The following is an 18,554-nucleotide window of genomic DNA, read 5'->3' on the forward strand; positions in this document are numbered from 1 at the left end:
AACATGCCATATCCATTACCACTCAGGTCAGTCCGACTGGGTGGTTTTTTCTTTACCTTGTCTGAATTGTCGCAATGCAGGCAATAACTAGGAGAAAGAATGAAAAAAGGAGGGGAATCAGATGGATGATGGCATTTTGGAAGAGTATCTCGATCGCTACGTACGTATTCATTTTGCTCCTGATATGATCGGTCAAGGATTATCTGCATTTGCAGAAGGCAAATTGTATGATTACAGCCAAAATGGGATATTAATTGAAGAACGGGATGGCTCGCTGGACTATATCCCATTCTCTGCCGTACGCCTCGTGCAAATTAAACCCAAGCCCGGTTTATGGGAGCGTTTAACTGGATCAAGTTAATGAAAAAGACACCTTCCCGCGTACTCTACTACACGGAAAGGTGTCTGTTGTCTGTTGTCTGTTGTATAAGGATGTAGCTCTACAGGAATACGTCAAATACGACGTAGCATGCAGCAGCCAAAAGTCCTGTAATCGGAAGGGTAATGACCCAAGTGACCAAGATTCGGCCAGCCAAGCCCCATTTTACTGCGTTCAGCTTTTGCGATGCCCCAACCCCCAAGATAGCGGATGTGATCACGTGCGTTGTGCTCACCGGCAGTTTCAAAGCTGTAAAGATTGTGATAATCAAGGCAGAAGACAAGTCTGCTGAGAAACCGGAAACTGGCTTGATTTTCATAATCTTACCACCCAAGGTCTTGATGATACGCCATCCACCAAAGGCTGTACCTAAAGCCATTGCAACAGCAGCTGATAGTTTTACCCACAGTGGAATGACGAATTCGCCCGGTGCTTGAATCAAGAATCCACCTGAAATCAGAGCAAGGGTGATTACGCCCATTGTTTTTTGCGCATCGTTGGCTCCATGGCTGAAGGCCTGCCAAGCTGCTGACACTACTTGCATCGAACGGAAACCTCGATTGGTTTTGTGGTACGCTGAGTTACGAACAAACCAAGAAACAAGCTTGATCACGACAAAACCAACAGCAAACGCAACAAGCGGGGATACGATCAACGCTTGGATAATGCTAATGAAGCCTGACCAGTTAATGGCACCACTTCCTGCGGCACCAAAAGCAGCACCTGCAACGCCTCCGATAATCGCGTGCGAGGACGAGCTAGGAATTCCGAACCACCAGGTGATTAGGTTCCACAAAATCGCAGATGTCAACGCGGCCAAAACGACGACCAATCCATTTTCCAGCTTGAATGGATCGGTAATGCCTCCCCCGATTGTCTTCGCTACACCCGTATACGAGAGTGCCCCAAGCAAGTTACACACGGATGCAATAATAATCGCGGTTTTCGGACTTAATGCACGCGTCGAAACAGAAGTCGCAATCGCGTTCGCCGTATCATGAAAACCATTGATAAAGTCAAAAGCTAGCGCCATGATGACGACGAGTACGAGAATAATCACCTCTGGCGAAAGATCAGGCATTCTTTAACACGATCCCTTCTACCAGGTTGGAGACGTCCTCAGCGAAGTCAGCACAGTCTTCGAGTTTATCATAAATCTCTTTGAGTTTGATCGCTTCCATTGGGTTGGTATCAGGAGAATTCAACAAATCAGATACCATTTTACGGTAGTTGGAGTCAGATTCATGCTCCAAGTCTTTGATTTCCCCAGCGATTTGTGTAACAACTTTATGATCCAGCTTGCGCAGTGTGCGAATCAGCTCGATCAGCTTAGCCGAGCATTTCACCAAAATATTGGCTTGTGCCAATACACGTGGATCTGGTTGAGTCACTTGGTACAGATACATACGATCAGCGACACCGTCAATGTAGTCGATCATCGAGTCCATCGTATGAGCGAGCTGGTGAATGTCTTCACGCTCAAGCGGAGTGATAAAAGTAGAGTTCAACTCGTTCATGATACGACGAACGATTTCGTCTCCTTCTTTCTCGACAGCCTTGATTGCCTTAACCTTTGTTTCTAGATCTTGATAGTTTCCTATCATTTCATAGAAAAGATGAGTTCCTTTGTGCACAGTGGCAATCTGCTGCTCGAACAGATCAAAGAAGATATACTTGTTTGATTTCAACATACGGGACTTCTTCACTCCTTTGAATAAATGACACCTAACAGATTATATCGAAAGTTATTGTTTCCGTAAATTTAAAATCAAGGTCAAGTGTGTATATTTTTCTTTAAGGAATTATTAAGTTTTTGTAAATGCTCTTTACAATCAAAAAAACACCCGTGTCAAGTGAGCTGACGAGTGTTAGTTTTGCCAATATTTATCTTTTCATTCGAGGCGACCATCATGCAGTCTTTCCTTTTTTTCGCTTCATACATAAGCATATCTGCTTTTTTCGCTAACTCTTCCGCTGTTGAAGCATGGTGAGGATACGAGGCTACTCCGATACTGACCGTGACACCTGAAAGAGCGTGTCGGACTTGATTTTGAATTCGTTCTCCGATTGCGAGTCCTCTCATTGTGTCGGTATGCGTTAACAAAACGACGAATTCTTCCCCACCCCATCTTCCAACCGTATCTTGTTTTCGTACACTTGCCTGCAAAAGCCCTGCAAATTGGCAAAGGAGTCGGTCACCTTCCAAATGACCATATGAATCATTGAATATTTTGAAATTATCCAAATCGATAAACAATAGAGTAACAGATTGATGATTACTTTTTGCCAACTCCACTTCTTCGACCAGCTTGTCCAGAAATCTACGATTGACGAGAACGCCTGTAAGTGAATCGTGATAAGCCATCTGCCGCAACTGATCTACATACTTCCCTATTTGATAGGCAGCAAGCGTCTGAATGACAGCCACAAGTAAAAGAAAGACAATCATACTCTCATCCGTCGGCAATCCGTATCCGATCAGCCAAACCGAGATGATCACACAGGACATTCCCAAACTAATCCAGCGCGAACCCAAAGTACACTACCCCCGATCTATCCGATGTACCTCTTTCAATTCGTACATTAGACCTATCTAATGAAATTTATAGTAGGTCTTTTTTCATATAATAAGGAATATTTTACCTATCTTTTTTTGTAAGTTCAAGCAAAACCACGAAACTGCCGATGAATTGGAACCAATTGGAAGGGATAAGCTAATGGCTAATAAAAACAGACGGGAGTGAATGAATGTATGCCCCGTATTGAAGCAGTGGCTACAGCAGTACCTTCCCACGAGATTACACAAGAGGATTCCATGAAGCTAGCACGCCTATTTTTTCAAGATGCTTTTCCCGATATAGACCGTTTGTTACACGTCTTTGCACACAGTCACATTCAGAAGCGGCATTTTAGTATGCCAATGGATTGGTTTTTGGAGGACCGGCCCTTTGCAGAGAAAAATCAGCTGTATATCGAACATGCCGAAGCCTTGGCAGAGGAAGCAGCCCGAAAGTGTTTGACAAAAGCTGGTGTCGAGCCTTCTTCCATCGATTGTCTGATGTTTGTATCAAGCACTGGTATTGCTACTCCAAGCCTTGATTCCCGCTTGCTCCACCGTTTAGGACTCCGTCCACAAGTAACCCGTGTCCCGTTGTGGGGCCTGGGCTGTGCTGGTGGTGCGATGGGATTGTCGCGGGCATGTGAATACACCCAAGCTTTTCCCTCGCGGCGAGTATTGCTTGTGAGCGTAGAACTGTGCGGCTTGACCTTCATCCGACAAGATTTGTCCAAAAGCAATTTGGTCGCAACGTGCCTTTTTGGAGATGGAGCTGCAGCCGTATTGATAGAAGGCGACCAAGTCTTGTCTTCTTCTGACGCACCCAAGGTTCAATTTTGTGATGCACGAACAACAACATGGCCGGACACCGTAGATGTCATGGGATGGGAATTGACCGATCCGGGGTTAAAAGTCATTTTCTCTCGCGACATCCCTACTCTCATTCGTTCTTCGATGCGAGAAAACGTCGAGAGCTTTTTGTCACCGCATGGGATGTCTATCGATCATCTGCGTCATTTCATTTTCCATCCAGGTGGAGCCAAGGTATTAACGGCTTACCAGCGGTCTCTGGGCATTGGTACAGAAGCCACTCGTTTTTCTGAAGATGTCTTAACCAATTTTGGAAACATGTCTTCTCCTACGGTTCTGTTCGTCTTGGAAAAGAGCATGGAGAGGGCGTGGGAGCCGGGAGATCGCGGTTTGGTCGCTGCACTTGGACCTGGATTTAGCTCCGAGCTGTTACTTCTGGAGGCGAGATAGTCATGTTGCTCTTCTTTGGAGTCGTTATGTGTGCAGTCGTATTGCAGCGACTGGTCGAGCTTCTCGTTGCCATGAGGAATGCCCGCTTTATCCGGTCAAAAGGTGGCTACGAGGTTGGGGCGAGTCATTACAAATACATCGTCCTTCTTCATCTTCTCTTTTTTCTCTCGCTTATTTTCGAAGTGGTGAGCAAAAGCAGTGCCATGGTTCTCCCCTCGTGGTGGGCGGCTCCGTTCAGCCTGTTTTTAATCGCGCAAGGACTTCGTTACTGGTGTATTCGCAGCCTGGGCAAGCGATGGAATACCCGCATCTTCATACTCCCGGGCGAGGCTCCGATCAAGCGAGGTCCGTATCGGTTCATTCGTCACCCCAACTACTTGGTCGTATCACTTGAGTTGCTCCTACTCCCCCTGACATTTTCCGCTGTGACAACTGCCCTGACGTTTTCTCTCTTGAATGCCTGGCTGCTCCTGCGTATACGGATTCCCCTGGAAGAAGCAAGCATCTACGCTGGTCATCGTGAGTCATAAAAACGAAAAGTCTTTGGCACATGCACATGCCAAAGACTTTTTATCGAGCAAAAGGTTTATCACTTGTCATTCAGCGGGAAAAGAAAAGAAGCTGTTACTCTTTCCCGCGAGGTGGATCAAGTGAATCGTACAACCATAGTGGAGCCTCAGGAGACGAAGCGTATCATCGTCCGAGACTTTTTCGCTTTGATTGAAACGGTACCGAACAAGGATGACCAGGCTAGTATTCAAACTTTTCTTCGCTATTTGCAAAGTCTGCTAAGAATCAAGCAAGTCGTTCCTCCCGTTGTGGAAATCATGACGGTCATCAAACAAAACAAGCCACTTCTCTACCACGCAGCACGCAGAATTACTCTTCCTTCAAGCAATCTGCACATGCTATTTCAGCTAGAAATGGATATTATGCTTGCTCACGAAAGGCTCCGTCAGTACGACAAATGATTTGGGTAGGCTTTGCCTTACCCTTTCAAGTTTTCTGGATTCAGACATTCAAGATCTGCAATGACAAAACGACCATCTTTGCGAATCAGGACGTCATCAAACCAGATTTCCCCTCCGCCCCAATCCGGACGTTGGATGGAAACCATGTCCCAGTGCACAGACGATTTGTTGCCATTGTATGCTTCGTCATAGCATTGACCAGGCGTGAAGTGGAAGCTTCCGTCTATTTTTTCGTCAAACAAGATATCTTTCATCGGGTTGCGAATGTAAGGATTCACACCGATAGCGAATTCCCCAACGAAGCGCGCTCCCTCGTCCGTATCCAAAATTTGATTCAAGCGTTCGGTATCGTTCGCTGTTGCCTCCACAATTTTGCCGTCCTTGAAGGTCAGACGAACATTTTCGAAAGTGAAGCCGTGGTATGGTGTTGGCGCATTATGAGTGATAACCCCATTTACGGAGTCCTTCACAGGTGCTGTATACACTTCACCATCTGGAATATTGCGAAGGCCAGCGCATTTTACAGCAGGAATGTCCTTGATGGAGAAGGTGAGATCCGTTTCAGGTCCTACCAAGCGTACCTTGTCTGTGCGATTCATCAAGTCAACCAGACTGTCCATTGCTTTGTCCATTTTCGCGTAATCCAGGTTACATACTTGGAAGTAAAAATCTTCAAAAGCTGCTGTAGACATGTTCGCAAGCTGTGCCATGGAAGGATTCGGATAACGAAGAACAACCCACTTCGTTTTAGGCACGCGTACGTTCATCACTGGCAGCTCATACAGGCGAGAATAGATGCTCAGCTTGTCACTTGGAACATCAGCCATCTCATTGATGTTATTCGCCGCACGAATCCCGATGTACCCTTGCATTTTCTCCATGAGTTCAACTTCATGTTGAGCCATGGTCTTCAACTGCTCTTCATTGCAATTCATTGCGATTTCTCGGCTTACGGCGGGATCAATCAATTGAACATAAGGACTGCCGCCTGCTTTGTAAATCTCACGCACGAGGGCTTGCACCAAATCCGGTGTATCCCCTTTCGCGTTGATCAAAATGTTTTCCCCTGGCTGTACTCGTACAGAATAGTTAACCAGATTGTACGCTAATTGATCTAATCGTGCGTCTCTCATTCGTGGCACATCCTTTTTAAATTTTCTGATTCCTCTTGTATTTTTACCGATACAATCTACTAAGTCAATAAAAAATTTTTTATCAACGAAATAGAAAACGGCCAGCCTTCTTGCATCCAGGCTGACCTTACTCTTTTCCTGTGTTTTTACACCGTTTGTTCCTTGTCCTCAATGGTTCCCATCTTGTACATGTCACTGACCAACTCCTGCGTCGTAGCCAGACCAGCCGTATATTCGTCTGCCTCTTGATAATAGACGGCTCCGCCTGCATCCTCAGTGCTCAAACCTCTCGCCCTAGATCGAACCTGATCCTTATCATGACCTGCCATTTTCGTCCCTCCTTCCTTTTGGTTTCGATCGGCTATAGTTTGTACGGGAATCTCCAGATTTAGCCGAAAAAAAGACGCCTTGCCCAATCGAGGGACAAAGCGTCTTTTGTAAAGGAAATTATTTATTGTTATCGGATTCAGGTGCACTCATTGTCCAACCAGCAGCTGGAGCACTTACAGGAGTGATGCGATTAGTTGTTACAAATTGATCTGTTCCTGGCATCATTGTCCAGCCAGCTACAGTAGAGATTACTGGAACGTATTGGCCGCTCACCAGTACGAACTCATCTTTACCTGGCATCGTGATCCAGCCACCTTGTTGAGTCAGCCCTTGAACAGGGTTAACGGTTTCTGGAGCTACTGGTTTTACTTCTGTTGTAGGTGCAGGTGTTGTTTCAGTTGCAGGTGTTGTTTCAGTTGCAGGCTTTTCTTCAGTTGCAGGTTTTTCTTCTGTAGTCGTTGTTGTTGCTTCTGTTGCAGTAGTCGTTTCAGTAGCTTTTACTGCTTCTTCTGCAAATGCAGCTTGTGTGAACAGAGCCGCTCCTAAGATACAAGAACTCATGATCAGTGTGCTTTTCTTTTTCATATGTGTACACTCCCATTCCCGCGGTACACACTTTTGTCTTGCAAGAATGTCCCCAGACCCGAACTTGATGGCCATGTCTATATGGACTGCTGCATTTTCCTGAGGAAATACGTAAACTGGTCTAACTCGTTATCATTCAGATTCTCCAGCAGCTTTCCTACGAGTGCTCTCCTGTCGCACAAAAGTCCTTCCAGAGTCGGAATCGCTTGTTGTGATAATGTGACCCACACTACACGTCGATCCTGTTCGTCTCGGACACGGTCGATAAAACCAGCCTTCACTAACCGATTGAGTGCAATGGTGGTGGCACTATTGGACAGTTTCAAAATGGTCGCCAGCTCAGAAACTGTGCTTCGTCCTTTTTGATGTAGCACACGCAGCAGGATAAACTGCTTCGGACTGATTGACTCTTCTTCTAGCCAATTGTTAATAAAGAAACGAGCAATTTCGACAAATACTCGATCCAGTTCCTCAAGTTTACTGGCACGGGACATATTGCTCACAACATCACCTATTTTCGGAAAATTAATAATATAAGTACTTTTACTATAAAACTATATAGCTTAAGTACTGGAAGATCAAGAGAACTCCCGAAATTATTTCTTTTCACGAAAGATATGTATGAGCCAGACAAAGTGTTTACCACTTAATATTTTTATTGTAAAACTTATTTCAAGAACATCTTAACTCAAACAGGAAAAACTGACAATAGGTAAGCTTGCAAAATAATGTTAAGACTTTTTCCTTCTTCACCCACGCAGCCAATTATTTCCTTGAATCATCTTTCGTATCCATTCGTAAAGCATGTATAATGGGAAGACAGCCTTATACACACGAGGCATTTGACCCAGGCATATTTGCCACAGAATCTACATACATAGGAGAATTTCAATGGAACAAACCAACCCTACCTCAAAATGGAAAGTGGAATTGCTCGATTGGTTAAAATCGTTTGTTTTGATTGGCGGATTGACTGCTTTTATCTACGTCTTTGTCATGGCTCCCTACGTTGTCCAAGGGCGTTCCATGGAAAGTACGCTGCATGACCGCGAGCGCGTCATCGTAAACAAAGCGATTTACTACCTCAAAGAACCGCAGCCTGGCGATATCGTCATCGTTCATCCAGATGCAACTGGCGACAACTGGATTAAGCGCGTGGTCGCAGTAGCTGGAGACACCGTTGAAGCCAAAAATGATCAAGTGTATGTCAATGGCCAACCTCTCAGCGAAGAGTATCTGCTCGAAAACAAGCTCAAAACCTCTACAGCAGGTGTGACGTTAACCGAAGATTTTGATCCTGTGAAGATTCCTGAGGGCAGCGTGTTTGTCATGGGGGATAATCGCAACAACAGTATGGACAGCCGCGTCATTGGCCCTGTTCAACTGGATCATGTAGTAGGACGCGCAGAAGTCGTATACTGGCCGTTGTCCCAGGTCCGTCTCCCACGTTAGCATTTATCCAGACTTCAAAAAGCCGCTCCTTATCGGGGCGGCTCTTTTGTTTTCGATGGCGCTATTTGTGAGCAATTGCCGCTTCAGAAAAATAATCCTCCAAAGTAAGGCCACCTGCCATAATTTCTTTCGCCATTTCCTTCCCTACATAACGCAAATGCCAAGGCTCATACGCATATCCAGTCGTATCTTCCTTGCCCTTCAAATAACGAATGACGAACCCAAAGTCTGCACAGTTGGCTGCCAGCCATATTCCTTCAGGTGTCTCAGCAAATGATTCTTCCAAGCGTGTACTTGCATCATATCCAGACACATCCATAGCTAAACCAGTCTGATGCTCGCTCTTTCCAGGTACGGCACTGTAGGCAGCAGCATGTTCAGCACCTTGCGTCCTTACATACGTTTCGTACAGCGATTTTTGGGTCTTATACGAGCGGTAGCCAGAAACAGCATACAGTTCGATACCTTCTGTCTTTGCTTTGGCAAACAGCTCTTCTAATGCTTGAGCAGCTTCTGCTCTCAGCAATCGCTTCTCCACTTTTTCATCAAAAGGAAACGGCACATTCGGCTCCACCAAATCCGGTGGAATATAATCGGCAGGCAGTGCCCGCTGTTTATTTACGACAACCGAGAGCTCTGTTTCATTCGTAACGGTTGGCACTCCATCCACATCTTTTATCGTCTCTGCAAGAGATGCCCGTTGGGGACGTGCTGTCTCCTCGTTATTTGGCTCAACTGTCGTTGACTGCGTTCCCTCACCCGCGGACTGTCCATTCGACTCGCTGGATAACAATCCACTTAATGAGGGAGGTTCACATCCGCTGAGTAGTGCTACTGATAGTGCTGCGACGATCGCAAGGCTGCTGGTGCGATTTTTGTTCATGATCGATCCTCCTGGTTCCTTACAGACACATATGTTCTGCTCTACCTTACCATGGAGTACTACGAAAGAAAAGGTAGATAGGTCACGCTTTTTCGAAAGGTCTATTCCTCGTTTAGTTTTTTGACAAGCGCTGGTAACCATTCATCCAACGACCAAAACGGGAAGCCCGCGGCCTTAGCCTTCCCGTTATCCATGTAAAAGGATGCTACAAATCCAAAGGGAGACGCATCAGAAGCATCTGTCGTTGGCTCGATTCGGGCAGGTTTTCCGACTGTTTGCCCAATCATCTCCATCAGCTCAGCAAGCGAAACAGTCCCATCCGAGCACGCATTCACTGGCCCTGTGATGGACGTTGTCGCCACCCATGCCAAAAATTGAGCTGCTTCCTGTGCATGTATGAAACACATCCGGGCAGTGGGATTCGTGATTCCAATCGGTTGCTCTTCTTGCACATGCTCAATATGAAACCATAGCCGACGTGTGTAATCGTCTTCCGCTAGCACAATTGGAAAACGAACAGCTACGACAGGGAAGGCCTTTTCCTGAAAAAAGACGGCTTCTGCTTGACGTTTCCCCTCTTGATAGGTTGTCTCGTCTCTCGTTTTCTGCTTGATTTCATACGTGTATGGATCAAATGCTTCTTCCTGTAATGGTTCCTCTGCATAATCATAGACGGACAAGGTAGAGGTCAAAACGTACGTACCCACTTTGCCCCGAAAAACTTTACACGCATCCATTGCATTTTGGGAGGAATAACAGATGTTATCGTATACCACGTCCCATTGCTCTTCCCCTGCGACTGCTAGTGAATGGACGTCATCGCGATCAAGCGTCATTCTTTTGACAGAGGCAGGCAACTCCACTTGGGAAAGCCCCCTCGTTGCCACAGTAACATCTGCCCCAGCTTCAACGAGAAGCTGGACTAATCGCTTTCCAAAAAATCGCGTTCCTCCGAGTACAAGTACTTTCTTCATTTTTGCTACATCCTTTCCTTGATCAGCCTACTTTTTGCTATTCAACTCGATGGACCGCTCTCCTTCCTTCCACATGACCGTATAGCCCAGCTTCTCGCCAACTTTTTTGACAGGCAAGTAAGGAATTCCCTGCACCATGACCACATCAGACTGGAAGGACGTCACTTTTTGTCCCAACCCTAACAGCAACTTTTTGGCGTGAACATACGCTACTCCATTTATCATCACTTTTTGCTCTGCTGTATATGGGTAGACATTGCCGTTTACTCGTAAATCAAAGGGGCCTTCTTTTTCTATTGGTGACTGGATTGGCTGAGCAGCCGTATACGCAATGGCATCGACCCCGAGTACAGTACCCTCGCGTGTGTTATCGGCTCCGCCGTACATTTTTCCTGTTTCAAAATCGTACACAATCGCTTGGACGTTGCCAATGTTCGACGGTTCCTCAGTAAAGACGTGACCTTTTGCCATCAATTGCAGGATGACATCTTGGTCAATGCCCGCTTCCCACGTCACATTCGGATAGCTGCTAGAAAAAATGCGTGGTGCACGGATCGCATCCTCAATTTCCATTCCATGATCGATCACATTGAGAATCGTCTGCGATACGGAGGCGATAATCGTGGAGCCACCAGGCGAGCCAATTGCTAAAAAAGGCTTCCCGTCTTTTAGCACCATAGTTGGTGTCATGCTCGAACGTGGGCGCTTGCCAGGCTCGACCTGATTGACACCGCCAGGAATCGCGTCAAAATCCGTAAGCTCATTATTGAGCATGAATCCATAACCAGGAACCATCACACCGCTGCCAAAAATATCTTCAATGGTGGTCGTATACGCAACGATATTCCCCCATTTGTCCATCACAGAGAAGTGCGTGGTCTGCTTGACCGGAGATTGATCTCTCAGTTTCATGGACACCTCTGGCTTTTTGCCAGGATCGTACTTCCAAGGATCTCCTGCCACAATATTGGCATTCCCAGTTTCTTCACGAATGAGCTGGCGTCGTTCCTTGATGTATTCGTCTGCAATCAGCCCCTTTTTCGGTACGGGATAAACGTCCTCGTCCGCCATATAAGCCGCCCGATCTGCGTAGGCGAGGTGGTTGGCTTCGATCAGATGATGCAAATAGGCCACCGACCCGGTTCCGTCCTTTTTGTTATCGTAGCCTTCCATCAGCTTCAAAATCTGAATAAGTGTCAAGCCGCCAGAGCTGGGTGGTGCCATCGAAATCACTTCATATCCACGATACATGCCGCGGACTGGTTCACGCTCTTTTACTTGATACGCCTGCAAATCATCGAGTGTCATGGTGCCACCTGTTCTTTGTACCTCCTCGACGAGGGCCTTGCCAATTTCCCCTTCATACAAGGCATCCGAGCCTTTGTCGCGGATGATCTTCAACGTTTTCGCCAATTGGGGCTGAACCAGCATCTCGCCTTCTTTGAGTGGAACTCCGTTTGGCGCAAACACCTGTGCAGCAGTACCGTGCTTTTTCAGCTTTTCCATGGAATTGGCAATAAATTGAGCGGACACCCAGTTGATGCGAACTCCTTTTTCCGCCAGTTCAATCGACGGCTCTATCACTTTTCCCAAGTCCCATGTCCCATACGATTCCAGCGCCTGCTCTACACCCAGCAATGTCCCTGGGACACCTACGGCCTGACCGCTCGTATGTCTCTCCTCAAAGGGGATCGGCTTACCATCTGCCTGCAAAAACATAGTGGGAGTCACCTTGGCAGGCGCCACTTCCCGACTATCTATCACCGTCACTTTGTTCTGATCCTTCACATAAATCATCATGAAACCACCGCCGCCGATACCGGACATATACGGTTCTGCCACATTCAGAGCAAATTGGATCCCAGCCGCAGCGTCAATCGCATTGCCGCCCTTTGCCAAGATATCTCTACCGACCTGCGCCGCTGCTGGATGAGAGACCGCGACAATTCCTTTTGTAGCTCCTTGCACACCTGCTGGCACACCTGGGACTTTTCCTACAGCAAAATGAGGAAACGAAAGCACGGAAACAATCGAGAGAGCAACCAACATCCCTTTTTTCATGCGATCCCTCCTATTCCATTTCATTACTTCTATCTATTATTATAATTTTCAGCATTTTTTAAGGTCAACCCACATTCACAGTTGCCTAGGCAAACTTTTCTCTACAGAAAAAAACACTCTTCTGCAGCAAGACTTGTCGTCTTCACAGAAGAGTGTTGCGATTTTTGCTTATGGCATGATGACCAAATTGCTCACCACGCGTCGTTCTTTGCCGCCAGAAGGCTTGTTCAGCAGCTTGCCATTGTAATAAAACGCACTGGAGCCACCGCCGTCGAGGTTATATGCATCCACGACATGCCACTCTTGCAGTTTTTTTTGCGCTTCCTCCAGCGTAACACCATTACTCCAGCCATCTCGTCTTCCATCAATGACAATCAGCAGCAAATCGCCGTTGTCGAAATGGCCGATCAGTGTTCGCGGTTGACGCGCATTCGCCCATTCACGAGGGATAGGCATTCGCTTTCCGTCCTGCAAGAGACGCGGCAAAAAGCTCGCTCCCTGCAATATCCCTTGTTGCGTAATTTGCGCCTGCGTCTTGATGCTTGTTCCGACCAGATGACCTTTGTTGTTAAAGCCGACAAAGCTCAGCTTCGCATTATTGGAAAAGGTTCGAATCTTGCCGTCAACAACAGTAATACCTAACGGAGTCAGATTGCCCTGCTTGTCCGCCATAAAGCCGCCTGCATTGATCGCAAGAATGGCTCCTGTACGTTTACCAGCTTGACTCGTCGTTTCTCCCTTACTTTTCACGGAGTTGTTGGCCAGCACCATTTTCAACGCTTTCGGATCATTGAGGCGAACTTTGGCCATATAACCGCGGTATCCGCCTTCTTGCAGGGAATAGACTTTTACTGTCGAGTTTTTCCCGAAGTGTTGACCGATCGGCTTGCCAAGCATGTTGGACAAAATCGTGTCCAATACATCCGCAGATTTTTGCGTCTGGGATTTGCTCGCTTCAAGTGCGCTGCTGATGTTCTTGTTTTGTTGCTCGTATTCTTTCTGTTCCTTTTTCGAGCGATCCTGGATGTCTTCGATGACGACTTCTACATTTCGAAGCTGCACCTTGGTGTCGTTGAGCCGTTCCCCCAGCTCATCTGCTTGGCTCTTCGCTACGGCAGAAGGAAGCTTTAGGCCTTCCGTCTGGAGCTTGTCCACTGGATTGTCCAGCCCAAAAGCGACCAAAAAACCGAGAGCAGGCGCCAACAGAAAGAGAAAGAAACGGTTGATCTTACCAAGCACGGGCAGCATCCTCCAATTTTTTCAGAGATGCTTTCAAATCAACCAGCTGTTTGTTGAGCTGGTCAACCCGATCCTGCAGAGCTTCTTTGGTCTTGTTCGTGCCACCAATGGTTTCACCCGTCAATGCCAAATCTTCTTCCAGATTTCCCAGACCCTTCTGGACATTTTGCATTTCTTCCTGCACCAGAGTCAATTGATCTCCCAATGCCTTCATCTGCTTTTGGTTATCTTCTTGAATTTGATCAATTCGTTGGTTCACAAATTGCTGTTGCTTGTCCAACGTATAAACAGCAAAGGCATATCCAGCGTAGGCGAGTCCTACCCAGACCAGAACGGCCAAAACGATCGGTAGTAAAGGACGCTTACCTTCTGTCTGGGAGGGAATCAATGCCTGAAAAAGGCTGCCTCTTCTGCGTCTTCCTTTTTGCTTCCCGTTTGCCGGGAGTGGCAGTGTCGGTGACGAAGTCGATGACGTTCCCATGTATTTGTCGTCCATCGGCTCCCTCCTCCTTTCTGAGACATAGAGTGAGGTTTCATTATAACATAGAAAGTTTTTGAATCAGCATTTTGCTGAATAATGGATAAATAAGTCGAGAAAAGAAAATACCGCCATTTATTTGGCGGTATCTCGCTTTATTTTCGGAGTTGAAATTCGCTTTGCAACTGATTGTGCAGTCTTTGCAAAAACAGGATCGGGTCTTCCTTGGTAGTCTGTTCGTCAACAAGCTCTAATTTTTTGCGCATGATGCTGGCAATTTGATTCCCGAGCTCATATTTTTTCGCTTGAGATAAAGAGGATGATCTGCTGATAAAGGAGGAAAGCAACTGCCAGTCCTCTCGGGTGATCGCCTGTTTTTGCCGCTCTTCAAGCACGAGTAGCGCATGATTCAAATCAAAGCCGTTTGGCTGTTTGTCTTTCTTTTTCTGAAAAAGAGTCGATCGCTGTCCTGACTCTACCACGACAATTGTGCCCGCTACCATATCGCCAATTCGCTTATCACGGGGGTGGAAAAAGCATACGAGCGCCCCAAGAAAATAACCAGTTGGCATTGCGTCAATGATGCGAAACAGATTCCGGATCGTCGAGGAAACAAACGTCGCAGGCTGTCCGTTTTCACGGATGACCCGGATACCGACCATCCTTTTTCCAACGGTCTGTCCGCCCCAGAGTGCTTCCTGTAACCAAAAGTAACCAAAATTCACTACGAAGATAACCAGGAGGACAATGGCCAACGCGTAGTTGCCAGAATCCAGGAAAAAATCATCTTCATTTCCAAATAAAACTATACCAAACAAAATAAATACAGTAAGATTAACCAGGAGCAAGATTCCTGTATCTATCAGCATCGCAGTGGCGCGGCTGCCTAGACCTGCCGTCTGAAATCGCAGCATAACATGCTCGGGTGTCACGACAGAAGCTTCTCGATTTGACCCACTGACGTATGTCGGTTCATTCATGATGGTTTTCTTCCCCCCCTCGAAACTTTGAGGTTTTTTCTAGTTTTGAAACACGCGTTAATGTAAGGAGGCATTATACATGGATATTACCTCGTTTTGGCACAAGCATAAAGCCTCTTGGGCCGAACTGGAACAATTAGTGGAGCGTTTTACCCGACAACCTCGGCACATCAGTGCTACCGATATTGATCGCCTGACACAACTATATAAGAAAACATCTGCTCATTTGGCCTATGTGCGCTCCTACCATCCTGCAGACGAGATCACGCTCTACTTAAATCAACTCGTTTTACGTGCACATAATTTGGCTTACAAGCAGCGAATAGGCAGCTGGCAGCAGCTCAAGCATTTCTTTGGCAGCTACCTGATGGGTCTCGTACATAAGCGAATGAGCTTCATTGGTGTGGCAGCGCTTCTATTCATCATTGGTGGTATTTCTGGCTTTGCTGCCGTTATGGTCGATCCACTCAACCTGTATTATGTATTGCCACAAGGGATGGCGGAGCAGATCGATCCATCCAGGCTGGGAGAAGGGCACGACTCTCTTGACAGTCCGGTCATCTCCACGATGATTATGACCAACAACATCAAAGTTGCGATGCTGGCCTTTGTCAGTGGAATTACATTCGGAATCGTCCCCATCTACCTTCTCTTATTCAATGGCCTTCTGGTTGGCGCTTTGGCAGCCGTCTACTATCATGCAGATAGCAGCTATGCGTTTTGGGCCTACATTTTGCCACACGGCGTGATCGAGCTGACTGCCATCTTCATTGCTGGCGGAGCAGGTCTTCACATGGGGTACCGCCTGCTTGTGCCCGGCCGCTACGCTCGAAAACATCAATTTTTGGAGGCGGCAAAAGAATCTGCGCATCTGCTATTGGCTACTATCCCACTCTTGTTCATCGCGGGAATCATCGAGGGCTACATCACTCCATCGAGCCTCTCACTCGAAGCCAAGTACATCGTAGCTGTCGGCACATTGCTTTTGCTAATTGCCTGGTACCTCCTCGGATACAGACCCGATTCTCACAAAGCTTCTCTTGATTTGATGTCCAAATAAGTATTGATAACCGTCAGCGTCAATTGATCGGCCGGAACGTCCAGTACCTGGATACCCGCGCCGATCATTTTTTGTTGAAACGCCCTGCGATCGAGCTGGAACCGCTGAGCTACCGCCTTCGTAAACGCCAAGCTGCTGTTGCTCGTGGCTATATGACTCCATTCATGCAGAAGCGGATCTGCCAAAGACAGCAGCAAGATCAAATGCGAACGGCGCATCCGCCACAAATAATGGCTCAACTGATCTTCGACAAGGTAATTTTCCATATCTGAAAAAAGTACCACCAAGCTCCTTCTCTTCTGCTGGCGATTCAAAAATTCAAGCGCCTTCGCCGGATCAGCCTCTACAAAATCACTCGTCAGGTTGTAGGTTGCCTCCAACAGAGTGTGCAAGTGGCGCAGCCCTCTGCCTGGAGGTATGTACGTCTTGATCTCATGCGAATAGGCTAGTAACGCTACCTGATCTCCTTGACGCAATGCCACTGCCGCTAACGTGAGAGCAGACTCCAGCGATCGATCCAGTCTCGTCTGGTTATCCAGCTCGACGCCCATCAACCTGCCGCAATCGATCAAAATGGTAATCACTTTGCCATGCTCTGGGCGATATTGGTTCGTCATCAGACGTCGGGAGCGTGCTGATGCAGACCAGTTAATCATCCGAGGATCATCGTCAGGGACGTAATCGCGGATCGCATGGAATTCCGTACCCGCTTTCGCCCTGCGCATAATTTTTTTCCCGTCGACGATCAAGCTCTCCTGCAACGAAGCCAAATAGCCACGAACGGCTGAAAGGTCAGGATATACCTTGATTGTTTGTTCACACGCAAAGCGGCTTTGGCGATACCACAAGCCGAGCTTGCCATGCCACCGCATGTAAAGCCAGCGGAACACGTACTCTCCGCGTTCTTTTCCTCTTGTTTCAAAACTTAGGTTGGTTAAGGGGCGCTCCATCACACCTGTGATCGGTCCGGCTTCATCAAATGACAGCGGAAGATCATCTACGATAGAGTACGCAACAGATTGCCCGCTTCTGTTCGCCAGTTCAAGCTCGATCGAAAACGATTGTCCGATATCCGTCTGCTCAGGCAAAATTCGCTGGATCGACAAGTCTCGGCGCTTGGGGATGGTAACCCAATCCAAGATGCTAGCGATCAGGAGTAAACCGTTGTACAAAAAGAATGTCGAATAGCCAATCTCCAGTAGAAATCCGACGATCGCGATGGGTGTGCCTAGCAAAACTGCCACAAGCAGCCGCTTGGATGGCAAGACAAAACGGTCTGCCAAAAAATCAGCGAGGAACTGGAATAGCCGCCAGCGTCTCTTCGATGATGTGGTCACTGGTACCCCCCTCCAATTCTACCTGCGGTGACAGAATGAGTCGGTGCCGCAATGCAGGGCGGGCCACCATCTTCACGTCATCAGGCGTCACAAACTTGCGATTGTCCAAAAGTGCCCAGGCTTTACTCGCCATCAACACGGCGATTCCGGCACGAGAGCTGGCACCTAAGAGTAATCGCTTCGTTTCGCGTGTATTGCGAATCAGTGTCGTTATGTACTCCAGAATCGAATCATCCACAACCACTTCTTCTAATTGGCGTCGCTTCTCCAAAATCGCCTCCCATGTAAAGAGCGGCTCTTGATTACGCTCGTGGCTGCGCTTATTGGGAATATGTTTGGCGAGGATTTGCTTTTCATTTTCATGAGAAGGATACGACATTGTTAGCTTGAACAAAAAGCGATCAAGTTGAGCCTCCGGCAACACATACGTCCCTTCGTACTCCACCGGGTTTTGCGTGGCGACGATAAAAAACGGATCTGGCAAAGGATAGGTGACACCATGAATCGTCACTTGCCCTTCCTCCATTGCTTCTAAAAGGGCGGCTTGGGTTTTCGGGGGAGTCCGGTTGATCTCGTCCGCCAGCAATAAGTTAGCGAAAACAGGACCTTTGATTGTCTCAAACTGGTTCTGCTGCATATTGAACACCACATGACCAATAATGTCCGATGGCATCATGTCAGGCGTGAACTGGACGCGCTTGCTCACGCCCCCCATCAATTCCGATAAGGTCCTTACCATTTTCGTCTTTCCGATACCAGGTACACCTTCTAGCAAAACGTGTCCACCGGCAACCAAAGCTGTTAGCAGTAACCGAACATTTTGCCGCTGACCAACCAGCTCTTTTTCCATTTGTTGCAACAATTGCTCCACAGTA

General features: G+C 47.3%; 21 protein-coding genes. 6 read left to right on the plus strand and 15 right to left on the minus strand.

Features of this window, described 5'->3' with window-relative positions:
* Positions 1 to 121: 121 nt before the first annotated feature.
* Positions 122 to 361 (plus strand): hypothetical protein, encoded by a 240-nt coding sequence (locus HPY27_RS02785; protein ID WP_017249398.1) that lies wholly within the window; start codon positions 122 to 124, stop codon positions 359 to 361.
* Positions 362 to 440: 79 nt separating this feature from the next.
* Here HPY27_RS02785 and HPY27_RS02790 read toward each other — a convergent pair whose 3' ends face one another.
* From HPY27_RS02790 to HPY27_RS02800, 3 genes are all read right to left on the minus strand, one after another.
* The gene (locus HPY27_RS02790) at positions 441 to 1,460 is read right to left on the minus strand and encodes an inorganic phosphate transporter (RefSeq protein ID WP_017249399.1); all 1,020 of its coding nucleotides are present in this window, start codon (positions 1,458 to 1,460) and stop codon (positions 441 to 443) included.
* On the minus strand, positions 1,453 to 2,070 hold the full coding sequence (locus HPY27_RS02795; protein WP_007728239.1) for a DUF47 domain-containing protein: 618 nt from the start codon (positions 2,068 to 2,070) through the stop codon (positions 1,453 to 1,455). The genes HPY27_RS02790 and HPY27_RS02795 overlap by 8 nt, the downstream gene beginning before the upstream one ends.
* Before the next feature lie 158 nt (positions 2,071 to 2,228).
* On the minus strand, positions 2,229 to 2,915 hold the full coding sequence (locus HPY27_RS02800) for a GGDEF domain-containing protein (protein WP_017249400.1): 687 nt from the start codon (positions 2,913 to 2,915) through the stop codon (positions 2,229 to 2,231).
* 216 nt (positions 2,916 to 3,131) lie between these two features.
* Between HPY27_RS02800 and HPY27_RS02805 the strand changes: the two genes are divergently transcribed.
* The 3 genes from HPY27_RS02805 (at position 3,132) to HPY27_RS02815 (ending at position 5,167) form a co-directional block, all read left to right on the plus strand.
* Positions 3,132 to 4,196 (plus strand): type III polyketide synthase, encoded by a 1,065-nt coding sequence (locus tag HPY27_RS02805; protein WP_173622110.1) that lies wholly within the window; start codon positions 3,132 to 3,134, stop codon positions 4,194 to 4,196.
* Between the two features lie 2 nt (positions 4,197 to 4,198).
* Positions 4,199 to 4,726, plus strand: coding sequence for an isoprenylcysteine carboxyl methyltransferase family protein (locus HPY27_RS02810; protein WP_174224307.1), 528 nt, complete (start codon positions 4,199 to 4,201; stop codon positions 4,724 to 4,726).
* 120 nt (positions 4,727 to 4,846) lie between these two features.
* Positions 4,847 to 5,167, plus strand: a complete 321-nt coding sequence (locus HPY27_RS02815; protein ID WP_026043151.1) for a hypothetical protein — start codon at positions 4,847 to 4,849, stop codon at positions 5,165 to 5,167.
* Between the two features lie 17 nt (positions 5,168 to 5,184).
* Here HPY27_RS02815 and HPY27_RS02820 read toward each other — a convergent pair whose 3' ends face one another.
* From HPY27_RS02820 to HPY27_RS02835, 4 genes are all read right to left on the minus strand, one after another.
* A complete protein-coding gene (locus HPY27_RS02820) occupies positions 5,185 to 6,300 on the minus strand; it encodes an aminopeptidase (protein WP_173622111.1) in 1,116 nt (371 codons plus the stop codon).
* Between the two features lie 146 nt (positions 6,301 to 6,446).
* Positions 6,447 to 6,629 (minus strand): YozQ family protein, encoded by a 183-nt coding sequence (locus tag HPY27_RS02825; RefSeq protein WP_017249405.1) that lies wholly within the window; start codon positions 6,627 to 6,629, stop codon positions 6,447 to 6,449.
* 118 nt (positions 6,630 to 6,747) lie between these two features.
* Entirely contained in the window at positions 6,748 to 7,215 is a 468-nt protein-coding gene (locus HPY27_RS02830) for a hypothetical protein (RefSeq protein ID WP_017249406.1), read from the minus strand.
* Between the two features lie 77 nt (positions 7,216 to 7,292).
* Positions 7,293 to 7,718 carry a MarR family winged helix-turn-helix transcriptional regulator gene (locus HPY27_RS02835; protein ID WP_017249407.1) on the minus strand — a complete coding sequence of 142 codons (426 nt, stop codon included), beginning with the start codon at positions 7,716 to 7,718 and terminating at the stop codon, positions 7,293 to 7,295.
* 388 nt (positions 7,719 to 8,106) lie between these two features.
* On the opposite strand from HPY27_RS02835, the gene lepB reads away from it, so the two are divergent.
* Complete coding sequence (gene lepB, locus HPY27_RS02840; protein WP_017249408.1) at positions 8,107 to 8,667, plus strand: signal peptidase I; 561 nt, start codon at positions 8,107 to 8,109, stop codon at positions 8,665 to 8,667.
* A gap of 61 nt (positions 8,668 to 8,728) precedes the next feature.
* Here the strand turns inward: lepB and HPY27_RS02845 are convergent, their stop codons facing one another.
* From HPY27_RS02845 to HPY27_RS02870, 6 genes are all read right to left on the minus strand, one after another.
* A complete protein-coding gene (locus HPY27_RS02845) occupies positions 8,729 to 9,550 on the minus strand; it encodes a M15 family metallopeptidase (RefSeq protein WP_017249409.1) in 822 nt (273 codons plus the stop codon).
* Between the two features lie 101 nt (positions 9,551 to 9,651).
* The gene (locus HPY27_RS02850; protein ID WP_174224308.1) at positions 9,652 to 10,524 is read right to left on the minus strand and encodes an NAD-dependent epimerase/dehydratase family protein; all 873 of its coding nucleotides are present in this window, start codon (positions 10,522 to 10,524) and stop codon (positions 9,652 to 9,654) included.
* A gap of 27 nt (positions 10,525 to 10,551) precedes the next feature.
* Entirely contained in the window at positions 10,552 to 12,585 is a 2,034-nt protein-coding gene (gene ggt / locus HPY27_RS02855) for a gamma-glutamyltransferase (protein WP_174224309.1), read from the minus strand.
* Positions 12,586 to 12,753: 168 nt separating this feature from the next.
* Entirely contained in the window at positions 12,754 to 13,833 is a 1,080-nt protein-coding gene (locus tag HPY27_RS02860; protein WP_173622114.1) for a phosphodiester glycosidase family protein, read from the minus strand.
* Positions 13,814 to 14,320, minus strand: coding sequence for a coiled-coil domain-containing protein (locus HPY27_RS02865; RefSeq protein ID WP_017249413.1), 507 nt, complete (start codon positions 14,318 to 14,320; stop codon positions 13,814 to 13,816). Before HPY27_RS02865 ends, HPY27_RS02860 begins: the two co-directional genes overlap by 20 nt.
* Before the next feature lie 137 nt (positions 14,321 to 14,457).
* Positions 14,458 to 15,282, minus strand: coding sequence for an RDD family protein (locus tag HPY27_RS02870; protein ID WP_174224310.1), 825 nt, complete (start codon positions 15,280 to 15,282; stop codon positions 14,458 to 14,460).
* Positions 15,283 to 15,361: 79 nt separating this feature from the next.
* Between HPY27_RS02870 and HPY27_RS02875 the strand changes: the two genes are divergently transcribed.
* Positions 15,362 to 16,342, plus strand: coding sequence for a stage II sporulation protein M (locus tag HPY27_RS02875; protein WP_173622115.1), 981 nt, complete (start codon positions 15,362 to 15,364; stop codon positions 16,340 to 16,342).
* Here HPY27_RS02875 and HPY27_RS02880 read toward each other — a convergent pair.
* Positions 16,309 to 17,679 (minus strand): DUF58 domain-containing protein, encoded by a 1,371-nt coding sequence (locus tag HPY27_RS02880; protein ID WP_017249416.1) that lies wholly within the window; start codon positions 17,677 to 17,679, stop codon positions 16,309 to 16,311. The two genes, HPY27_RS02875 and HPY27_RS02880, sit on opposite strands and share 34 nt — an antisense overlap.
* Positions 17,630 to 18,550 (minus strand): AAA family ATPase, encoded by a 921-nt coding sequence (locus HPY27_RS02885; RefSeq protein WP_174224311.1) that lies wholly within the window; start codon positions 18,548 to 18,550, stop codon positions 17,630 to 17,632. Before HPY27_RS02885 ends, HPY27_RS02880 begins: the two co-directional genes overlap by 50 nt.
* Positions 18,551 to 18,554: the final 4 nt, after the last annotated feature.

The organism is Brevibacillus sp. HB1.1 (assembly GCF_013332445.1).
Taxonomy (GTDB): Bacteria; Bacillota; Bacilli; order Brevibacillales; family Brevibacillaceae; genus Brevibacillus; species Brevibacillus porteri.